The sequence below is a fragment of the Paracoccus liaowanqingii genome (assembly GCF_004683865.2).
GTDB lineage: Bacteria > Pseudomonadota > Alphaproteobacteria > Rhodobacterales > Rhodobacteraceae > Paracoccus > Paracoccus liaowanqingii.
On sequence record NZ_CP038439.1, the window covers coordinates 2,302,456 to 2,322,914 of the forward strand.

Below are 20,459 nucleotides of genomic sequence, written 5' to 3' on the forward strand. Positions count from 1 at the left end.
TCACCATGTCGACAACACCTAGGAAATCGGGATGCGGCTGCGGCGGACACGGCAGCGATCATGGCGGCGGCCACACATCAACCGGTGGCGGCGGCGGTTGCACCTGCGGCGGCGCTTCCGGGGTCTGCACCGACCTGAACTTCAAGCAGCCGCGCTTCTTCGCCGGCCAGCTTCTGACCGAGGACGACCTGCAGGCGCTGACCGAGTATGTGGTTGGCAAGAACCGTCTGCACAATCGCTTCCTCTTCGGCGACGGCGTGGTCTGCGGGCTGACCGTCACCTGCCATCCCTGCGGCGGCGGCAAAGTAAGCGTGGCACCGGGCTTTGCGCTCGATTGCTGCGGCAACGACCTTCTTGTGCCCTGCAAGGAGGACATCGACATAAAGGCGTTGATCCGCGACCTGCGCAAGCGCCAACTGGCGGGCTACGATTGCGGCGATCCTTGTGACGAGAAAGAGTCCGACACGCGCAGCTACGGGCTCTATCTGACCTATACCGAGACGCTGGAGGATCCAGTCACCCCCTATGGCAGCGGTGACCCCTGCGGCCAGCAAGCCTGCGAACCGACACGGGTCTGCGAAGGCTACAGGTTCGAATTGCGCTGCGATTGCGGCCAGCCCGCGCGGACCGACCTTTTCAAGCGCATTGCCGAATGCATCGGTGATCTCCGACTGGCGACAGCCGCCATTTCCAAGGCGCAGACGGCGCAGGCACAGGCGATTCAGATCGACCGCGCGGCCTTTGCGATTAAAGCCGAGACACCGATTCCTTTCGAAGCGGCGAGCATCCGCACCCTGCGCGAGGTCACGCCGGAACTGGCCACGCTGAACGAGTTCTCGATCGACGACGACAGCGATGTCGAAGGTGAAGGCAAAAGCCCGCCGAAGTACAAGCTGGATGAACAGGCGCTGCGCCTGCATGTCGCCCAGATGCAGGTCCTGACTGGCGCCATCACGCGGTTCCGGGCACTTGCCTCCAAGGAAAAGGCGTCGATTCTGGGAAACAATGCGGAACTCAAAGACCTGCTCCATGCAGCGGAAGTCACTATTGCCGCCGCGGGTCCGCGGATCAAAATGCTGGCCCCCACAACCCTGAAGACCCTGATCGCGCGCACCGAGGCCGAGGAGGCCGTCCGGCTGTCGCAGAAATATGTGATTGGGGATCAGTCCGAGGAACGCTATGCTTCGGTCGAGGCAAAGCTGGTCGCGCTGAACACGCCGGTCTCCTACAAGCAGATCGGCCGGGTAAGGAATGACGCGGCGCTGCTCAAGGGCTGGCTTCTGGGCAGGCTCGACCACGCGACGAGCCTGACCCGCTGCGATCTGGCCGACCGGCTGCGCCGGGTCCGGATCGAAACAGTGCCGGGCCGTGATCCGCAAAGCGATATCGCCGAGTTGAGCGCCACCAGCCGCGGCGTGCAGGAACTTGTCAAGATCCTGTTTGAATATCTCATCGACTGCATCTGCCTGGCGCTCAATCCACCGTGCCAGACCTGCGACGATCAGGGTGTCCTGCTGGCCTGCCTGACCGTGAAGGACTGCGAGGTCGTGGACATCTGCAACATGTCGCGCCGCTTCGTGCTGACGCCGGTGGCCATCCGCTACTGGCTGCCGCCCATAGGTATCGTTGGCGACCTGATGAAACGGCTCTGCTGCGACTTCGATGTCGGCAAGGTGTTTGGCCGCGCAAAGCCCGGCCCGCACGACAATCCCCGCGAAGTCGTGTCTGAACTTTCCTCGGTGCGCGCCGAGGAAATGACGATCTCGCGGACCTATGCGCCGATGGTGAGCGAGGCCGCAACCGACGAAAACATGGCCCTCCTGCTGAAACAGTACCGGATAGAGCCGCGGGACGTGGAAAACATCACCGCGTTCTCGTCCAATCTGGCGCTGCTGTCGGCAAGTGCGGCCGCCATAGACCTTGGCGCGCTCGGACGTCGTGGCGGCGCGATCTCGAACATTTTCGGCGGACGCACTCCAGGGCGAGAGTCGGGCCGAGAGCCTTCCTCCAATGACGCGGAGTTGCATGATGCCGTATCCAAGGCGGTCGTGGCAGAGGTTGCCGCTTCGCGCGGGCAGGCGGAGCGCGCGCTGGCCGCCTCGCTTGGCAAAACGGTCGACGCATCCGTCGCCGAGTTGCGCGCCGACCTTTCCGCGAGCGTCACGAAAGACCTGACGGGACTGCTTGAGAAGCGGGTCACCGAAGATGTGAAATCGGCCATCGCCCGCGAACTGACCGAGGCCAAGCTGCGACGGGCGATCCAGGGCACTGACACGGTCAAGGCGCTTCAGGACGAGAACCGCAAGCTGACGAGCGATCTGAAAAAGCTCACCGACGCTGTAGACGCGCTGAGAAAAGGAGGCACGGCATGACCGCGCCCGTCACCCGCCCGATCTTTGCCGAAGGGCAGATCCTTCAGGCGGCACAGCTTGACCAGCTTGCTGCGATTCCGCGCGGCCGGGCCGAACGGCACAATCGTCTGGTGCATCGGCCGGGGATCGTCAACGGGCTGATGCTATCGCCCGAACCGGCTGAGGACAGTTTCGGCAACGCCTTTTCCCGCGTCTTCCTCGACCCCGGGCTCGCTATCGACGGCTATGGCCGCGAGATCTTGCTGACCGAGAGAACCGAACTGAGCGCCAGCCGTTTCCGGCAGAGCATCGGCAACACCATCGCCGAGGAAACCCCTTATCCTGTATTCGTGGTCAGCCAGTACCGCGCGGTGACCGGCGCCGGGGGTGCAACCGATGCCTGCGGACCAGGCAGCGCGGGTGGCGGGGTGGAGGAAGGCTTCGAACTGCGCTTCGGACAGCCGGGCGACGAAACGCAGGACCAGGTGGCGCCAGCGGTCTCGGGTAAGCCGTCCGAGGAAGAGGGCAGTTCGGACTGGATGGTGCTGGTGGGCTTCGTCACATGGTCGGCGGCGGCGCAGAGCTTCGCGGACGTCGATGCCGAGACGGCGCAACGCCACCGGCCCTCCGCCGGGGTTAATGCCGCGACCGTGGCGGGCGATGACGCGATCGTCCAGCTTCAGCCGAAAGGCGCGCTGCTGCCCGGCGATACGGTGCTGCAGGTAAGCCAGACCGCCAATGGGCCGGAGCTTTGCTTCGGCACCTTCAAGGGTGCCGGCCGGCCCGTCGATCCCCTGCTGAAGGTGAATGCGGCCGGTGACGTGACCGCCAAAGGGGCGCTGACCGGCAAGCGCACCGGCAACAGCGTTCAGGTGGAATCGGGCATCGCAAGCGACGGGACGATCCTGCCGCTGCCGCAGGGGGTGACCGCGCAGCAGGTGCTGGAGGGCAAGGCCACGGTCCATGTCACCGTCTCACCGATGATCGATCCGGCCTATGCGCCCGATCCGACGCGGGATTTCGCGGCTTTGGTGCAGGAATGCCGGGTCGACGCCGACCGGCGGGTTCATTGCCGCATCGCATGGACCTCGCTACCGCTCGGGGGCGGCGTAGGCGGCATGCTGACCAGCGGGCCGGGGGCGGTCAGCTATCTTGTCGCCGTCGCCACATCGGAAGGAGGAACGCCATGACCGCCACCATGCATGTGGTCTGCCTGAAGGAGACCGGCCATGTCCTCGTGGCGCTCGCCGCGACGACCCAGAGTGCCGCGCCCGATCTTGCCACGCTGGTCGGGGCGAATCTTCCACTCGGCTCACTGCGCAGTTCTCTGGACGGAAGTGATAGTCTGCCACCGGCGCGGACCTATCTGCCGCAATCGGTGCTGGAACTGAAATCGGTTCCGCTTGATGAGGCAGTAATCGCCAACCCTCTGCACCATGCGATTGACGGCAACCGGGTTGTCCGGTTGCCGGCGATCCCGATCCCGGGACAGGTTGCCGACAGGCTGGACAATACCCGCCTGCTCGTCAATGGCGCGCTGGTGGACACTGCGGCGTTCACCGTCGTGGGGGACCGTGGCGACCCGGCCGGAATACGCCGCGTACAGTCAGGCAAGTTTGTGACCTTGATTGCGCCTTCGGTCTATCAATTGTCGTTGACGTTGCAGATCCTGCCAAACGACACGCCTGCGGCGATCCCGGACGGCACCTACGACATTTTCGTCGCCCTAGAAGGCTACCGCCCGTTCTGGGGCGCGGACGCCGTGCCATGACTGATCTTGCGATCCACCATTGCTACCTCGTGATCCGCCGTCCGGCGGGCACGGTCGCGCCGTGGCTCAAGGGCGACGACCACCAGGCGGTAGCACGACGCGTCCAGGCCATCGTGCTGCCCATGCTGGAGGAGCTTGTTGCCCCCCGCCTGCGCGACAGCCCGGACGCGCAGCGTATGCCACTGGAGATCGACCTGACGCTCGCCGCCCGTGACTTTGCCGGAGCGGCGCCGCTGGCGCGACCGGCACTCAGGGCTCGACTGGCCGACGCGGTGGAGGCCGCACTGGCTGCGGCAGAACGGGAGCAGGTGCAAGCGGTGCCGACGCCCGCTGTGCCGGAACCCGAAGCCGAAGGCGGAGTGGCAGAAGTACCTGCGCCGATCCTGTCAAATCCGGCGGCGCCAGTCCTGAGATTTCTCGAACGTCTCTTTGCCACGGATGGGCAGGCCGCCGCCATATCCGCGCTCACGACGCCTAGGCTTGAGCACCTTCTTGGGCAGGTGCTGGCAACGCTGTCGCCCGGCCCGGCGACTGCGCCGGAATTTGCGGCAGTGGACAGCAGGTCAATTCCCGCCACTCAAACGAGCGGTGGACAGGCGGCGCAACGTGACGCCCTGCTCGCCGTGTTGGGGGGCCTCGCCACCAGCCTTGCAGCGTCCCAAATCTCGGCAACCAGACCGCCGGCCCCTGCCGATGCTAAGACGCTGCGCGCACAGGCCGAAGCCATCCTAGCTGCGTTGGAGCGCGGACGGGTGGAAACCGGGACAGCGCGCGATCACGGCGCGGAACAGCCCAACGACCGCACCGGTATCGTCGCGGGCGGGTCGGTTCGGGACGAACCGGCGGCCGCTTCACACCCCGGTGGCAAGCTTCGGCACCGTCTCGAACAGGCAAACTCCGGCTGCGTCACCTGCCTCTCTCAGGGCCGCCATGCTCTGGACAGCGCGCTTCCATTTCTCGTGCACGCCGTGCTCGCGCGCCACGGCATCACCGATGCGATGACGCTCGATATGCCGAACTGGGTGTCGTGCCGGACGCTGGCCGCCGCCGTGGCGTTGAAGGCCCTGTCCTCAGGACCGGGCGGCTGGAGCACCGGAGACCGTCGCTCCGTCGCTCAGGCGGTCGATTTGGTCGCTGCGCCGGACGGCGCCGATTTTGCCGCCGCCTCGGCACGTCTGTCCGACAGCGGTGCCTGTTGCCGGGCCACGGCGGGTGCCGCACTTCTGGGATCCCTGGACGCCCGCGGCGCGCTGCCGCTGGTCCTGCACCGGAGCCGGCTGGTGCTGTTCGATCCCGGCGGGCTCTATCCCGTCGCCAGCGGCACCCCCGCCACGCTCCTGCCGCTGCTGCGGAGGGTTGGTCGCACCTATTTCCTCGCGCCAGCCGACACCGGAGTCTGGCGAGCGCTCGACGCCGCCGGGCTGGCCATTCTGGCCGAGGGTCCGGCGCTTCCCGGCGAAAGGGCCGTGACGGTCGCTGGCCCGGATGGCTGGCGCGGCCACGCCACCCCCGCCACACGCCTGTCGAGCGGCCTGCGTGCGCGCCTTGCGGCTGACGCGGCGCTGGTCGCGCGCGCGGACCAGATCTGGCACGGCCTTGATGCGGGCGCGCCGCTTGTGATGGGTGCAACGGATCAGGATCCAGCCCGCGCGCTGAGCGAAGTTTCAACTTTGCTTGCCGGTTTCGCACTTGCCGATATCGGATGGAGCCTTTTCCGGCATGACCCGGCGAGTTGGGCCGACCCGGACCCGCTTCTTGTCCGGGGACGTTTCGCCGACCTTGCCGGCTGGCTTGAAGTGGGGGCGCGGCGGATCACCGTGGTTCTGCCGCTTGGGCGGCGCGCGTTCGATCTGCGCGATGCGGGCCTGCTTGGCACCGTCGGCGCGCTGCCGTGGTTGCCGGGGCGCGACCTCGCCTTTCGGGTGGGCTAGACGATGGCCGGGCGCGCAAAGCTTTCCCGCGAAGATCTCGCCACGCTGCATTTGCACCTCTGGCTTTCCGCGCTGAACCGCTCGCTGGCGGCCGGGCTACGCCGCCGCACCGTGGGGATCGAGGCGCTGCGGGCGATGGCCAGCCCCGCCGGCACGCTCGCGCCGCACCATGCCGATGCCCTGCTTTCAGGGATTGAGCACAGGATCCGGAATGGCACGGACCCGCTACCCGAGATCGCCCTATCGCCGCCCGAGTCCGAAGCGGAAGCCGAAATGCTGCGTGATGACCCGCTGCCCCCACCCCTCGAACGGCTGAGCCGGGATGCCGGCCTCAGCGCATTCGAGCGCGCCGCGTTGCTCATCTGTGCCGCCCCGGAGATCGCGCCGGACTACCGACGGCTCTACGGTTACGTGCTCGACGACCTTGCGCGCAACAGTCCATCCGTGGAGGTAGTCCTGACGCTGGCTGGTGGCACGGGCGCACGCGACGGCAGCTGCCGGCGGCGCCTCGGACCGGGCGGCGCGCTCCGGCGGCTTGGGCTTCTGGTGGCGGACGATCCGGTAGCAACCGCGATGAAGACGCGGCTTGAACCCGCGCCCGGCCTCACCGAATGGCTCCTCGGCGCGCTGCCGGCACCGCCCGTGTCGCTTAACGATCCGCGGATGATCCTACCCGGAGCGGTTGCCGACGAGGCGCGGCGGGCGGCACTCGGCCCCGCGATCCGTTGCCTTGCCACCGCTGACAACGCTCTCGTCGGCCTCTGGGGTCCGGAGCCGGGCCGGCATGACGACATCCTGGCTGACTTCGCCTCATCCATCGTGCGCCCGGTGTTCCGGGGCGATCTTGGCGGCGAGGGCAGCGACTGGGCGGCCCGCCTGCGGGAACAGGCCGCCATTGCCGCCGGCGCCGAGGCGATCTTGTGGCTTGAGACGCAGGCCCTGCCGCCGTTCGGTGCGCAGGGGCGTCCGCTGGCCGAAGCGCTCGCCCGCCTGCCGCTGCGAATCGTGCTGTCCGGGCGGACCCCGTGGCGTCCCGCAATCCTGATTGGCAACCGTCCCTATGCCGATATCCTGCTGCCTGTGACTGAAGGGCCGACCGCTTGGCCGCTGCCCACCGATGCCCTGCCTCCGGATGCCGCAGCGGCTCTTGACGCGCGGTATCGCCTGGGTCTGCGCGAACGCCGCGCCGCCGTGCAGGTGGCACTCTCCGAACGCCGCAACCGCACAAACGGATCGGTGCCCGACCTATTGCCCGCGCTTGCCCGCGCTGCGCGGCTGGTAGCCACGCCCGCGCATCTGCCCTCGGTCATCCTGGTCGAACCGAGGCGCGATCTGTCGGATCTGGTGGCGCCCGAAGATCTGCACCGCCAGATCACAGAAATCGCTGCCCTTTATGCCCATGCCCCGATGGTCGACGGCGCCTGGGGCTTCGGGCGGCTGACCGGATCGTCGGGCGCGCTCAAGGCGCTGTTTACTGGCGATCCGGGCACCGGCAAGACCATGGCGGCTGAGGTCATCGCCGGGACCGCCGGTGTTGCGCTAATGAAGGTCGACCTGAGCCAGGTCGTGTCGAAATGGGTGGGCGAGACCGAAAAGAACCTCGAAGCGGTATTCGACCACGCCGAACAGAGCCGGGCGGCGCTGTTCTTCGACGAAGCCGATGCGCTTTTCGGCCGTCGTGGCGAGGTGCGCCACGGCACCGACCGCTATGCGAATCTTGAGGTTAGCTACCTGCTCCAGCGCCTCGAGGCCTTCTCGGGCGGGCTGGTGATCCTGGCCTCGAACCAGCGCGACGAGATCGACCCGGCCTTCATCCGCCGCTTCCAGATCGCGCTGAATTTTCCGCGCCCCGGTCGCGACGAACGGCTGCGCCTTTGGCATCTTGCCTTCGCACGCGCACCGCTTGGATCCGACGTCGATCTTGCCGCGGCGGCGGCGTTCGACCTGACGGGCGGCGCGATCATGACCGCAGCGCGGATGGCGGCATTGCTGGCCGCCGGGGACGGCAGCGAGCGGATCGCGCAGGAACACCTCGCCGCCGCAACTGAGCGGCAGTTCCGCAAGGAAGCGCGGCTCATGGATGCCAGCCAGCCGGACGGGCTGAGCGTGGCCCGGACACGGATCTAAGATGGCGCGCGGCGGGGCACTTAAAGCGACGGCACCGGCAACCGCCCCCTTGCCGCTTCCCGCTCCTTACACCCAGACCGCACAACCCCTGACGGCACCGGCAACCGTACCGCGTGGCGCGCCGGAAGGGGGCTATCCGCAAGACGCTTTGGCAGAGGGGGGGAATACAATCGCGCTTCTCCGAGCCGAGGGCCGCGCTGGTGCAGCGCCGGATGCGGACCGCAAATACGCGGCCTCGGAGGCTGCGCGAACAGCCGACGCAGGAGCGGAGGGCCGCGCCGCAGAGCAGGCCGAGGTTGTCGGCCAGGCCACGCCGGCAGTTAGCTCCGGCAGAGAAGCCATCGCGCCAGCCACCGAGGGACGGCCGGCCGCTGATGGTGCGCTAGGCAGGGAAGAGACCGCCCACGCCGAAGCTCGCGGCGGCGGTGGAGGAAGCACCACCATCCGCATTCTTGGCCAGGCCTTTCCCTCGGGAGCGGGCGCAGAAGCGGTGGATTCGCTGACCACCCTGGAAAGCGAGCGCGCCGGCGACAGCGCCGCGATCGAGGCGGTCCCGCCAAGCCTAGAAGCGCCTTACGGACCGAATCCGAGCGCTGACGAGGCTGAGGCAGGGATCGAGGCGGCAGAGGACACCGCGGCCGAGGCGACCTACGCCGAGGCGGCCGATGGCGAAGGCGGCGAGCTCCCGGCTCCTGAGGAGAAGGAGCAGACTGGTGGTGGCCCGCCGGCAGAGCTTAGGACAGAGAGCGGACGGCGAACTTCGGATCAAACCGGAGGTCTCGCCGGCACCGGAGGGGGTGCGGCAAGTCTCGGCGGGGCTGCCCTCGCCAGTTATCACGAGGTCGTGGAAGAGCGCAGAAGCCGCATGCGTCAGGCGGTGGAGGCGCGCAAGCAAAGCATTCGCGAACACGCGGCCGCGGAGCAGGCCAGGTGTCAGGCGAGCTTCGACGTACAGATCCAGCGCTTGGACCAGGCGTTTTCAGACGCCGAGGAGAGGTTGCAGTCCGCGGCGGACGCCGCCAGCGACGAGATCCGCACGGACCAGGACAACCGATTGGAGTCCATCCGGAGTTCTGCCGAGCAGCAGGTCCAGGCGGCGAACGATATGTGCGTTGATCAAGAGCTGCGGCTCAGCACCGCAGCGTCCGACAATGCCCGCGAGGCCAGCGAGGCGGGTGACCGGGAGGCCGTGCGGGTGCGGGAGGGGACCCGCACTCGGGTCTTGGCCGCGTGGACTGTGTGTGCACAAAAGATCCAGGCGTGGCGCAGCGCCGATCGAGCGGGCGAGATCGAGCGCGCGCTGCACATCATCACCTCGGAGACGGCTTCCGAAATCACTCAGGCTGGCGAGGACGCTGCGCAGGCAATCGAGCGAGATGCGGCGGATCTCGCAGGCAAGTTCGGTGGCGAGGTCGAGCCGATGCGAACCGAGATGCGCTCGGTACGGGACGGCGCCATCGCCGCTATTCGGCAGGAACGGGACGACGCGGTGGCGGCGGTGATGGAGGCTTCCGACACCGCGCTTGGCCAGATAGAGCAAGCCAAGGCGGATGCGATGGGCCGGCTTTTGGGTCTGCGTGCTCCGATCGTTTCTCAACTGGAAGCCCAGCGGGCAGGCGCCGTCGGCAAGATCGAGGACTTGGCTTTGGAGGCGGAGGCCCAGGTGGACCTCCAAGGCAATTCCACGCTGTTGGCGCTGGATGCGGCGGAGGCGGAGAACGCCATCAACTTCACCCCCTTGAGTGGCCAGGTTCTGGATGAGGCACTAGCAGAGGCGGCAGCGGACCTGGACGCGGCCTTGGCCGGTTTCACCGGGGATCTGGACACCATGGTCCAGGGCATGCTGGACGGGATTTCCGGAGTGGTCACCGATCAGGCCAGCCAAGGCGCTGAGGCCGTCGATCGCGTCTGCACGCCGGTCGACGGGATGGTCGCTGACTTCGAGACCTCTGTCATGGGTATCGCGGCAGAGGCCGCGAGGCAGACGGGAGAAGTGGCGAGTGGCGCACTGCGGGAAATGAGCGCCCTGGCCGACGGTGTCGGCAGGGATCTGCGCGCCCAGGTAGACACGGTGATCAGCGGTTGGTCGGAACAGTTGCGCCGGGGCGTCGCGGAGCTGGTTCGCAAGGCGAACGAAACCCTCGCCGGTCAGGACCAGGTGGTCTCGCAGCTGGGCGCCAAGCTCGAAGAACGGGCGTCAGAGATTGAGAACGAGAACTGGTGGTCACGCGCCTGGAACGTCATCGTGGGCATCGTCAAGGGCATAATCGAGCGGCTCGGCCAGCTGATTGTCGGCCTGGTGCTCCTGCTGGTGATCGCCATCCTCGTCGTCGTCGTGCTGGTCGTAATCGGGGTCATCGTGTTCCTAGTCGGCGGCCCTGCAGCCCTGCTTGCCTTCATCGCTGGCGTGCTGGCAGTGGCCGCTTTCATTGCAAAGTATGCCATCGTCTTGGTGGTTATCCTGCTTCTCGTAGTTTTCGTCTTGCTGGTCATCGAGCTGTACAAGGTGTTCACTGATCCGCATGCAACGGACGAGGATCGGGGCCGGGCTATCGGCCACGCGATTTTCGACATTGCGACTGCAGTCTTCGGCGGCAGAATCCTGGGTTGGATGGGCAAGGCCACAAGTCGCCTAGCGCGCTTGCTGGGCCTGGCCGGCGACGACGTGGCTCGCCTGAGTCGCCTGCTGACGATCGTCGGGGGTGACGAAGCGCGCTTGGCACGTCTGGTCTCGGCGTTCGGAGACGACGCCGCCCGCCTTGAGACTGTGCTGGCTCGTCTCTCGCGTCGCGGCAACAACGTTGACGACCTGGAGCGCGTGCTGGCCCTCGTAGGTGATGACGGCTTCCGGCTCGAGCGTCTTCTGGGCGTGATGGGCGACGACGTCGCACGCCTTGAGCAAGCGCTTGGGCGGTTTGGACGCGACGGGACTCGCCTCGAGTCGGCTTTGGCGCGCTACGGCAACGACGCGGCCCGCCTCGAGGTGGCGCTGGGACAGTTTGGCGACGACGGTGCCCGGCTCGAAGCCGCACTGAGCGCTTATGGTGACGATGCCGCCCGGTTGGACACCGCATTGGATGCCTTCGGCAAGGATGGAGCTCGGCTCGAGGCGGCGCTCGGTTCGTTCGGTGACGACGCCGGACGATTGGAGACCGCGCTCAGTGCCTTCGGCAAAGATGGAGCTCGGCTCGAGGCGGCGCTTGGACAGGTGGGTAATGACGGCGCGAGATTGTCACGTTTGCTCGCCTATTCTGACGATGGTGCGCAACTCGTTTCCTTCCTCACGAAGGCGGGGGGTGCAGGCGCAGCCGCCGATCTAGAACAACTTCTTGTGTTAGCGGGAGGCTCAGGTAAGGCCGCGCGTCTTACGCGACTCTTGGACATCGCTGGGGGAAACCTATCTAAATTCCGCGAGCTGGCTGAGTGGACCATGACCTTGAGTCGGCGGAGTGCAGCCCCTCCGGCACTCGCTCCTCCACCAGAAGTTGCCTCACTCGGCTTCAGGGGCGCGGACATGGCTCACATGCTGGACGGTCACACGTGGGAGTTCCTCAACATTCTCAGCAGGCTGACAAAAAACACTACGCTCTGGCCGAAAGGAACTTCGCCTAGTTCTATAGCCGATTCGCTGGGTGAAGCCCTAAGACGAATTAACCCGGCTGGCGGGCCGCGGCTCCCAGCCCCCGGAGTTCCTCAGCAGACCATCGCAGCGGGCGCGCAGGTTCAAGTCGGCTCTCGCATTGCTGGGGGAGGTGATGAAATCGGACAATTCTTTCCTCGATCGCAGGCTGGTTTTGTGACCATAATGAAGCAAGAAATGCGCGCGATTTGGGATATACTGGGGCCATAATGATGCAGAACGGCGTCGACAAACTTGATATCTATTATAAAATGCACCTCGTCTCAGGTGGAAATTTGCTCGAGCTGAGTGAAGATGATGTCTCCAGCGAGCACATTCTTCAACGACTCGCTCTGCAGCACGTTATTGAGGGTGAAGTTTGTATAAGTTTCGATGGGGAAGAGTGGTGTGTAGTGGACGAGCTCTGGGCGGCGGTTCAAAACATTTGTTTTGATTGTGCCATAACTATGGTGGGGAAGCGGCGGCCCGATTTTAGGTACCTTTGTACCTCCCAAGACTTCATTGTGACATTCACAGACCTTGGGGAAAATTTAGAAGTCAAGGATAGTGATGGCCGTTGTTTCACCGTAAATAAGAGCATACTATTCCATAAAGCGCTTGAATGTGGTAAGAGATTCATTCGATTACTAATTGATATCCCGGGTGGCTCCGATGGAACACGCATCTTCCTTGAGAAGCGTGCGCAGTCAGCCACAGACGTTCTCATGGCAGCCGGGATAATTCCCGATCGCTAAATTTATACAGCGCTCAGAAAAAAACGCCGTCAACGAAACACTTCTGCATCTATTCCATGGCGCCGCATCAACTCAAAGAAGGCGCGGCGATGCTTACCGCTCATGCGGGCGGCCTCAGCGACGTTGCCGCGGCTGTTGCGAAGCGCGGCGTCGATGTAGGCCCGCTCGAAGCTCTCGATGACCCGTGACTTGCCCAGCTTCAGAGACAGCTCCGTGGGCCTCGCGCCGTCCTCGCCCTCAGTCGCCGGCGGCGGTTCCAACGCCAGAAGGGGCAGGTCGTCCGGACGCGCCGGCCGCCCGAGGTCGAGGCAAGTGAGGTAGCGCACGCAGCTCTCGAGTTCACGGACGTTGCCTGGCCAGCCGTAGGCCTGCATCCGCTCCCGAGCGGCGCTTCCGAACTCAACCGGAGGGACGCCGTATTCTTGGGCGTATGTCGTCACGAAGTGCTCTACGAGCGCGGGGATATCCTCTGGTCGTTCGGAGAGCGGCGGGATGGAGACGGGCACTACCCGGAGGCGGAAGAAGAGATCCTCGCGAAAGGCACCACAACGTACCCTTTCAACCAAGTCGACATTGCTCGCGGAGATAAGCCTGACATTCGCCTTCCGCGTGTGGGGCTCGCCGAGCCGGCGATATTCGCGCGCCTGCGCGAAGCGCAGAAGCTTGGCCTGGCAGGGAAACGGTAGCGCGTCGACTTCATCGAGAAATAGGGTACCACCTTCGGCCGCGGCGGCAAGGCCGTTGGTAGAGGTGACCGCCCCGGTGAAGGCACCCCGGGCGTGGCCAAAGATTTCGTTCTCGATCATGTCGACTGAAAGGTTCGCACAGTTCACCGCGACAAACGGCTTCGACGCTCGCAGACTCTCTGCATGGATGTAGGAAGCATAAAGCTCCTTGCCGACCCCGGACGGACCGGTAATCAGGATTTCGGCTGAGGTCTTTGCAACCTTCGAGAGCTTTTGGAGAAGCGCAAATTGCGCCTTGCTTCTGTAGATGATCTTTGGGGTCATGTGGTCCCCTCCAACATCACCGTGAGCTGTCAGACACTGACAGGTGTCACGTCTCAGCCATCGAAACCGATCTTACTGTAATCAACAAAGACTACACTTACAGATTATTGTTTATATTCATCCCCGCAACGAGGCCATTGTATCAGAATCAATAAGCCTTAAATACCGATTCGTCAATTTCTGGGCAATGTCAGCAACGCGTGTTGGCAGCGGATAGATGACACACTCTTAAAGAGTGTTGCACAATATCGCAAACAAGCGCAAATTGTTTGGCGGGCCTGAAAGCGGGTAAAGATGTGAAAACTTCAATTTGAGTAGGGTTTTCAATCATCTTTGGCGGAGCGAGAGGGATTCGAACCCTCGAGACGGTTCCCCGCCTACACACTTTCCAGGCGTGCGCCTTCGACCACTCGGCCACCGCTCCGTGGGGCGGGTCTAGCCTGCGCGGAACCGCTGTGCAAGCCGGATGTCACAGCTTCGAGACGCGCTTCTGCAGCTCGGCCAGCTGGCGGCGGATCTCGGCCATGTCGCGCAGATCCTCGGCCTGCGGGGCGGGGGTGTCGTCCTCGCGCTCGGGGCCCGAGGCGCCGCCGCGCCAGCCGCCCATCATCGCCTTGAGGAACAACTGCTGCTGGCGCTGCAAAGCGTCGAAGCCCGGCATGCTGGCCATGGGATTGGGCAGCGCGGTCATGTTCTCCATCAGCTTGGACTGGCCCTCGCGCAGCATCTCGAAGCTGGCGGCCAGGAACTGTGGGACGACCGATTGCGCATTGGTGGCATAGCTGCGCACCAGGTCGGTCAGCACGTCCAAGGGCAGGACGTTCTCGCCGCGGCTCTCGTGTTCGGCGATGATCTGCAGCAGGTATTGCCGGGTCAGGTCGTCGCCCGACTTGAGGTCGATGATCTTGACCTCGCGCCCCTCGCGGATGAAGGCGGCGATGTCCTCGAGCGTGACGTAATCGCTGGTTTCGGTGTTGTAGAGCCGGCGGCTGGCATAACGCTTGATCAGCAACGGCGCAGTCAATGCGGCCATCATGAAGTCCTTGGATGCAGGGTGCCCCATGATGGGTGCTGCACCTGCAAAACGCAAAGGAAAAAATCCGAATGCCGCATGTGCGAAGGGACGGCCCGAAAGCCGCCCCCTGCCCGTCTGTCAGACAATCCCGAAGGATTACTTGGCGTCGGCGGCCGACGCGGCTTTCTTGACGGCGGCTTGCGTGTCGCGGCCGGCCTTCTCGGCAACCTTCTGGGCGTCGGCGGCAATGTCCTTGCCGGCGGTCAGCATCAGGTCGACGGTGTCCATCTGGACCTTCTTCGCAACTTCGGCATAGGCGGCCATGTGCTCGGCGGCCAGCTCGGCATAGGCCGAGGCGAAATCGCTCATGGCCTTCGCATATTCCGAAGGCTCCTGCTTGGCCGAGGCCAGCTCGCCCATGCGGGCGATCGAGTCCTTGGCCCAGTTGGCCGAGATCTCGGTCGAGCGCTCGGCGGCGCTCAGCGCGACGCGGGTCAGCTTCTCGCCCAGCACGCCCTGCGATTTCATCGCTTCCTGCATGGAGCTGGTGTCGATGGGAAAGTTGGCCATCATGTCCTGCATCGTCTTCGTCATATCCGGGGTCTTCGCCATGTCTTCACTCCTCAAAGATGCAGCGACCGAGAGACCTTGTGGGAACGTGTCGCCGCGTTCCATTCCTTGACGCCAATATGAATGCTGCAGTGCAGCATTTCAAGCTTTTTTCTGCGCTGCAGCAAAAATTAATCAGCCTTCCCCGTGGGTCAGCCTGCGCGCTCGTGAACGTATCGTCCCGGCGCGGGGTCCAGCCCCTCGCCCGGATCGCGGGCATCGCGCAGCGGCCCCGACCGCTCGGCCAGCCAGCGGCCCCAATGGGGCCACCAGCTGCCCTCGGCAAAGCGGGCCCCCTCGCGCCAGGCCTGATGGCCGCCGTCGAAGCCCGCCTCGCTGAGATAATGGCCGTATTTCTTGCGGGTCGGCGGGTTCACGATGCCGGCGACATGGCCCGACTGCGACAGGATGAAGGTTCGGTCGGTCGATCCCATCTGCGACACGCCCCGCCAGCAATCCTTCCACGGCGCGATGTGATCGGATTCGCAGGCCACCGCGCACAGCGGCACGGTCACGTCCGACACGTGCAGCTTGTGGCCCAGCAGGTCGAAGCCCTCGCCCGCGAAGTGGTTGTCCTGGCACAGCCCGCGCAGGTACTGCATCGCCATGCGTCCCGGCAGGTTGGTGGCATCGCCGTTCCAGAACAGCAGGTCGAAGGCGGGCGGCGTCTCGCCCATCATGTAGCTGCGGATCGCCGGGCCCCAGACCAGGTCGTTGGCGCGCAGGAAGCTCATGGTGCGCGACATCAGCCGGGCGGGCAGCATGCCGTGGCGCCGGATCTCGGCATCGATGCCGTTGACGAAATCGTCCTGCAGGAAGCTGGTGAACTCTCCCTGGTCGGAAAAGTCGGTCAGCGTCGTGAACAGCGTGGCCGAGTTCACCCGGCGGTCGCCGCGCTGCTTGAGAAGGGCCAGCGTCAGCGACAGCGTGGTGCCGGCGATGCAGTAGCCCACGGTGTTCAGGCGGCTCTGCCCGGTCAGCTCCAGGATCTTGTCCATCGCCTCGATGTAGGCGGTGACATAGTCCTCCATCCCGGTTTCCGAGAAGCTGGCATCGGGGTTCTTCCAGCTGACCACGAACAGGGTCTGCCCCTGTTCCACCAGCCAGCGGATCAGGCTGTTCTGGGGCTTCAGGTCCAGGATGTAGAACTTGTTGATCCAGGGCGGGAAGATCACCAGCGGCAGGGTATGGGCCTGCGGGGTCGTGGGCGCGTACTGGATCAGCTCGAACAGCGGCGCGCGATGGACGACGGTGCCGGGCGCGGTGCCGATGTTGTCGCCCACCGTGAAGGCGCGGCGGTCGGCCAGCGAGACGATCATCTCGCCGCCATGCTGCTCGACATCGCGGACCAGGTTCTCCAGCCCCTTGACCAGGCTTTCGCCTTCGGTCTGGACCGCACGTTCCAGCGCGTCGGGATTGGTCGCCAGGAAATTGGTGGGCGCCATCATGTCGACGATCTGCGCGGTCAGCCAGTCGATGCGCCGCCGCGCCACCTCGTCGGGCAGATCCAGGCTGTCGGCCGCCTTGCGCAGCGCGCGGGCATTGGTCAGGTACTGCGTCTTGATCAGGTTGAAGAAGGGATGGCTCTGCCACAGCGGATTGGCAAAGCGCTTGTCCACTGGGCCGTCATCCTCGGGCGCCAGCAGCTGCCCCTTGGCCAGCGACTTCTGCGCGCGGACGTAATTGGCCAGCGTCTCGCCCCAGAACGAGACCTGCGTGCCCATCATCTTGCCGGGCTGTTCGGTCAGCGTCTTGAGGAAGGCATTGGTCGCGGTCACGTAGAGGTCCGGCCCCGGCGCCTCGACGCCCGGATTGCCGGGCTGGCGGTCGGCCAGCGCGGTCATCAGGCGATGGCCCAGGGTCTCGATGCGCTCGATGTTCTCGGCCATCTTGCGGGCCAGGGGAAGCTGCGCGGCCTCGGACGGCGGGGGTGCCTCGGCAGCGGGCGCAGCCTTGGCGGCGGGGGCTTCGGTCGGCTTGGACGCCTCGGCGGGCTTCGGCGCCGCGGCCTCGGAGGGCGTGTGGGCCGCGACCTGCGGCTGGTCGGCCTCGGGCGCGGCCGCCTTGGCGCGGGGCTTGGCTGCGGTCGCGGGCTTCGCGGCACTGGTCGCGCGCTTCGCGGGACCAGTCGCAGGCTTCGTGGCACCGGTCGAGGACGCGGGCTTGGCGGCCTTTGCCGGAGCGCGACGGGTCGTGGCGGCGGGTTTCGCGGGCGTCTTCGCCGCGGCCTTCGCCCTCGTGGCGGGCTTGGCCGCCGCCTTGGGCGCGGGCGTTTCCGCAGCCTTCGGATCGGACATGTCCGAGCTCGTCTCGGCCGTCGTCTTGCTCGCGCGGCCCTTTGCGGTTGTTGCCGATCCTACACGCGATCTGGCAACATTTTTATCGGTCACCTCCGGTTGCCTTGCCATAATCCGTTTTCCCCCCTAGGTATGCCCCATGATATGCGCAGGGCAGGCAAGGCGTAAACCCGGCTTTTCTCCCTGTTCAAGCCCGGTCACCTCGCGCAGATCATGCCGCAGTGCAGCAAAAGGTGGGTGTTATGCCGAGCAAGGGTCTGAGGGGCATCGTGTCCTACGACGCGATGGAAACGATTCGGAACACGAACGAATGGATGGGGGCCACCGCCAAGGCGATGGGGTCCTACCCGATGTTCGCGTTGATCCCGCATCCGGCCTTCCATCTGCTCAGCGCATGGGGCCGCGTCACGGAACGCAGCTTCTCGCGCATGGTGCTGAAGCCGGACTGGGAACTGCCGCCGATCATCGGCGATGACGGGCAGGACCACGTGGTCTATGTCGAACCCGTGATGCGCCGTGCCTTCGGCGACCTGATCCATTTCCGCGTCGCCCGCCGCGAACCCCTGCCCCGCAAGGTGCTGCTGGTCGCCCCCATGTCGGGCCATTACGCGACGCTGATGCGGTCCACCGTGACCTCGCTGCTCAACGACTGCGAGCTTTACGTGACCGACTGGCACAATGCCCGCGACATCCCGGTCAGCGAGGGCAAGTTCGACGTCGAGGATTACACCCAGTACCTGGTCGACTTCATCCGCCATCTGGGCCCCGATGTGAACGTGATCGCCGTCTGCCAGCCCGCGCCGCTGGCCCTGGCCGCGACCGCCATCCTGGCCGAGGAAGACCCCAAGGCGCAGCCCCGGACCCTGACCCTGATCGGGGGCCCGGTCGATCCAGATGCCGCCGCGACCGAGGTCACCGACTTCGGCAACCGCATCACCATGGGCGAGCTGGAGCACCTGGCCATCCAGTCCGTGGGCTTCAAGTATCGCGGCGCCGGGCGGATGGTCTATCCGGGCCTCGCGCAGCTTTCCAGCTTCATCTCGATGAACATGGAGACGCATTCCAAGGCCTTCATGAACCAGATCTTTGCCGAGGCGCGCGGCACCGCGACCGAGGCCGACAAGCACAACAAGTTCTACGACGAATATCTGGCCGTGATGGACATGACGGCCGAGTTCTACCTGTCGACGGTCGAGCGCATCTTCAAGAACCTGGAAATCGCCAAGAACCGCTTCTCGGTCGAGGGGCGGCCGGTCGATATCGGCAAGATCACCGATGTCGCCGTGATGACGGTCGAGGGCGCCAATGATGACATCTCGGCCCCCGGCCAATGCGTCGCGGCACTGGACCTGTGCACCGGCGTGCCCGCCGAGAAGAAGGTCCAGCACCTGGAACCAGGCGCGGGCCATTACGGCATCTTCGCGGGCAAGTCCTGGCGGCTGAACATCCGCCCCCTGGTCCTCGATTTCATCGACGACAACGCCGCCCTGCCCGACAGCGTCAAGCCCAAGCGCCGCCGCAAGCCCGGCGGGACCGAGGCCGATTGCGGCCTGAGCGATCCGCTGGAAAGCGGCAAGATGGCCGTCTGAGGGACGGCGCGACGGGGGCGGAACCCGCCCCCGCACGGCCTCGTTATGGACTTGAACGCCGCCTGACGCGGCAGGAAAGGACCATGCGATGACCGATCACGCCGACCAGTTCTGGGGCCGCCTCGACGACACCAACAGCGGCATGCTGGGCACGACCGACCATGCGCGCCTGGTACCGATGTCCCATTATGCCGACCGCGACGCGGGCATCCTGTGGTTCATCACTGCCAAAGGCACCGATCTGGCGCAGACCGCCGCCACCGGCGCCCAACCCGCCATCCACGTGGTCAGCGACGGCGGCAAGGGTCTCTATGCCCGCATCCACGGCACGCTGTCGCTGTCCGACGATCGTGCCAAGCTGGACGAGTTGTGGAACGCCATCGCCTCCAGCTGGTTCGAGGACGGCAAGCAGGACCCCGACGTGCAGCTGCTGCGCATGGACCTGACCGAGGCCGAGGTCTGGGCGACCGGCGGCAGCCTGTCCTTCATGTTCCAGATCGCCAAGTCCAAGGTCACCGGCGACAAGCCGGACATGGGCAAGCATTACACCCTGACCTTCTGACGCCTAGGCCGAAAGCCCCTTGATCGTCGCGACGATCAGGTCCAGGCAGTCGGGCGAGGAGAAGCGGTGGTCGGCCCCCTTCACCAGGGTCAGCCGCAGATCCTCGCCCTCGGCATGGTCCAGAAGATCCAGCGCCCAGGACATCGGCACATCCGCATCCGCCGTGCCCTGCAGCATCCGCACCGGGAACGGCAGGGACAGGGGTCGGTCGAGGATCAGGTGATCGCGCCCGTCCTCGATCAGGCGGCGCGTCAGCACCAGCGGCGTGCCGTACTCGCTCGGCATCTCGACCCGGCCCTTCGCCGTCAGCGCCGCGCGCTGGTCAGCCGTGAACCCGGCCCAGAATCCGCGCTCGGTGAAATCGGGGGCGGCGGCGATGGTGACGAGGGCTGCGATGCGATGCGGCAGGTCGCGCGCCATCAGCAGGCTGATCCAGCCGCCCATGGACGATCCGACCAGCACCTGCGGCCCGTCAGTCAGCGCCTCGATCGCGGCGCGGGCATCCTCGGCCCAGTCCCCGATGCAGCCCTCCTCGAACATCCCCGCGCTGTCGCCATGCCCCGAATAGTCGAAGCGCAGGAAGGCCCGGCCCGTCTCCTGCGCCCAGTTGCGCAGATGCACGGCCTTGCTTCCCCCCATGTCGGACCGGAACCCGCCCAGAAAGACCACGCCCGGCCCCTGCCCCGCCAGCCGGTCATAGGCGAGACGCCGCCCCGAGGCCGTGTCCAGAAATTCGGTCATGCGCGTGGTCTCCCTGCCTGCAAGCGATCGCGCCCACAGTGCCGCCCCCGCCGCGCCGCGGCAAGCCTGCGCCGCTTGACAG

General features: G+C 65.6%; 14 protein-coding genes and 1 tRNA gene. 9 read left to right on the forward strand and 6 right to left on the reverse strand.

Annotated elements, in window-relative coordinates; translation table 11 throughout:
* Positions 1 to 5: 5 nt before the first annotated feature.
* The 7 genes from E4191_RS11105 to E4191_RS11135 are packed head-to-tail and all read left to right on the forward strand — an operon-like array spanning position 6 to position 12,554.
* On the forward strand, positions 6 to 2,372 hold the full coding sequence (locus E4191_RS11105) for a hypothetical protein (protein WP_135313460.1): 2,367 nt from the start codon (positions 6 to 8) through the stop codon (positions 2,370 to 2,372).
* Positions 2,369 to 3,541, forward strand: coding sequence for a hypothetical protein (locus E4191_RS11110; protein ID WP_135313461.1), 1,173 nt, complete (start codon positions 2,369 to 2,371; stop codon positions 3,539 to 3,541). The genes E4191_RS11105 and E4191_RS11110 overlap by 4 nt, the downstream gene beginning before the upstream one ends.
* Positions 3,538 to 4,122: a hypothetical protein gene (locus tag E4191_RS11115; RefSeq protein ID WP_135313462.1), complete on the forward strand. Its 585-nt coding sequence runs from the start codon at positions 3,538 to 3,540 to the stop codon at positions 4,120 to 4,122. The genes E4191_RS11110 and E4191_RS11115 overlap by 4 nt, the downstream gene beginning before the upstream one ends.
* On the forward strand, positions 4,119 to 6,053 hold the full coding sequence (locus E4191_RS11120; protein WP_135313463.1) for a hypothetical protein: 1,935 nt from the start codon (positions 4,119 to 4,121) through the stop codon (positions 6,051 to 6,053). The genes E4191_RS11115 and E4191_RS11120 overlap by 4 nt, the downstream gene beginning before the upstream one ends.
* 3 nt (positions 6,054 to 6,056) lie before the next feature.
* Positions 6,057 to 8,180, forward strand: a complete 2,124-nt coding sequence (locus E4191_RS11125) for an ATP-binding protein (protein ID WP_135313464.1) — start codon at positions 6,057 to 6,059, stop codon at positions 8,178 to 8,180.
* 1 nt (position 8,181) lies between these two features.
* The gene (locus E4191_RS11130) at positions 8,182 to 12,030 is read left to right on the forward strand and encodes a hypothetical protein (RefSeq protein ID WP_135313465.1); all 3,849 of its coding nucleotides are present in this window, start codon (positions 8,182 to 8,184) and stop codon (positions 12,028 to 12,030) included.
* Positions 12,030 to 12,554: a hypothetical protein gene (locus E4191_RS11135; protein ID WP_135313466.1), complete on the forward strand. Its 525-nt coding sequence runs from the start codon at positions 12,030 to 12,032 to the stop codon at positions 12,552 to 12,554. The genes E4191_RS11130 and E4191_RS11135 overlap by 1 nt, the downstream gene beginning before the upstream one ends.
* 29 nt (positions 12,555 to 12,583) lie before the next feature.
* Here E4191_RS11135 and E4191_RS11140 read toward each other — a convergent pair whose 3' ends face one another.
* From E4191_RS11140 to phaC, 5 genes are all read right to left on the reverse strand, one after another.
* On the reverse strand, positions 12,584 to 13,564 hold the full coding sequence (locus tag E4191_RS11140) for a sigma 54-interacting transcriptional regulator (protein ID WP_135313467.1): 981 nt from the start codon (positions 13,562 to 13,564) through the stop codon (positions 12,584 to 12,586).
* A 334-nt stretch (positions 13,565 to 13,898) separates the two neighbouring features.
* Positions 13,899 to 13,988: transfer RNA gene (locus E4191_RS11145), tRNA-Ser, on the reverse strand.
* 45 nt (positions 13,989 to 14,033) lie between these two features.
* Positions 14,034 to 14,597: a polyhydroxyalkanoate synthesis repressor PhaR gene (phaR, locus tag E4191_RS11150; RefSeq protein ID WP_135314439.1), complete on the reverse strand. Its 564-nt coding sequence runs from the start codon at positions 14,595 to 14,597 to the stop codon at positions 14,034 to 14,036.
* A gap of 138 nt (positions 14,598 to 14,735) precedes the next feature.
* Positions 14,736 to 15,191 carry a Phasin gene (locus E4191_RS11155; RefSeq protein WP_135313468.1) on the reverse strand — a complete coding sequence of 152 codons (456 nt, stop codon included), beginning with the start codon at positions 15,189 to 15,191 and terminating at the stop codon, positions 14,736 to 14,738.
* Positions 15,192 to 15,340: 149 nt separating this feature from the next.
* On the reverse strand, positions 15,341 to 17,485 hold the full coding sequence (gene phaC / locus E4191_RS11160) for a class I poly(R)-hydroxyalkanoic acid synthase (protein WP_135313469.1): 2,145 nt from the start codon (positions 17,483 to 17,485) through the stop codon (positions 15,341 to 15,343).
* A 257-nt stretch (positions 17,486 to 17,742) separates the two neighbouring features.
* Here phaC and phaZ point away from each other — a divergent pair, with 257 nt between their 5' ends.
* Positions 17,743 to 19,074: a polyhydroxyalkanoate depolymerase gene (phaZ, locus tag E4191_RS11165; RefSeq protein WP_135314440.1), complete on the forward strand. Its 1,332-nt coding sequence runs from the start codon at positions 17,743 to 17,745 to the stop codon at positions 19,072 to 19,074.
* Between the two features lie 88 nt (positions 19,075 to 19,162).
* Positions 19,163 to 19,636 carry a pyridoxamine 5'-phosphate oxidase family protein gene (locus E4191_RS11170; RefSeq protein ID WP_135313470.1) on the forward strand — a complete coding sequence of 158 codons (474 nt, stop codon included), beginning with the start codon at positions 19,163 to 19,165 and terminating at the stop codon, positions 19,634 to 19,636.
* Between the two features lie 3 nt (positions 19,637 to 19,639).
* Here the strand turns inward: E4191_RS11170 and E4191_RS11175 are convergent, their stop codons facing one another.
* Positions 19,640 to 20,377, reverse strand: a complete 738-nt coding sequence (locus E4191_RS11175; protein ID WP_135313471.1) for an alpha/beta hydrolase — start codon at positions 20,375 to 20,377, stop codon at positions 19,640 to 19,642.
* Positions 20,378 to 20,459: the final 82 nt, after the last annotated feature.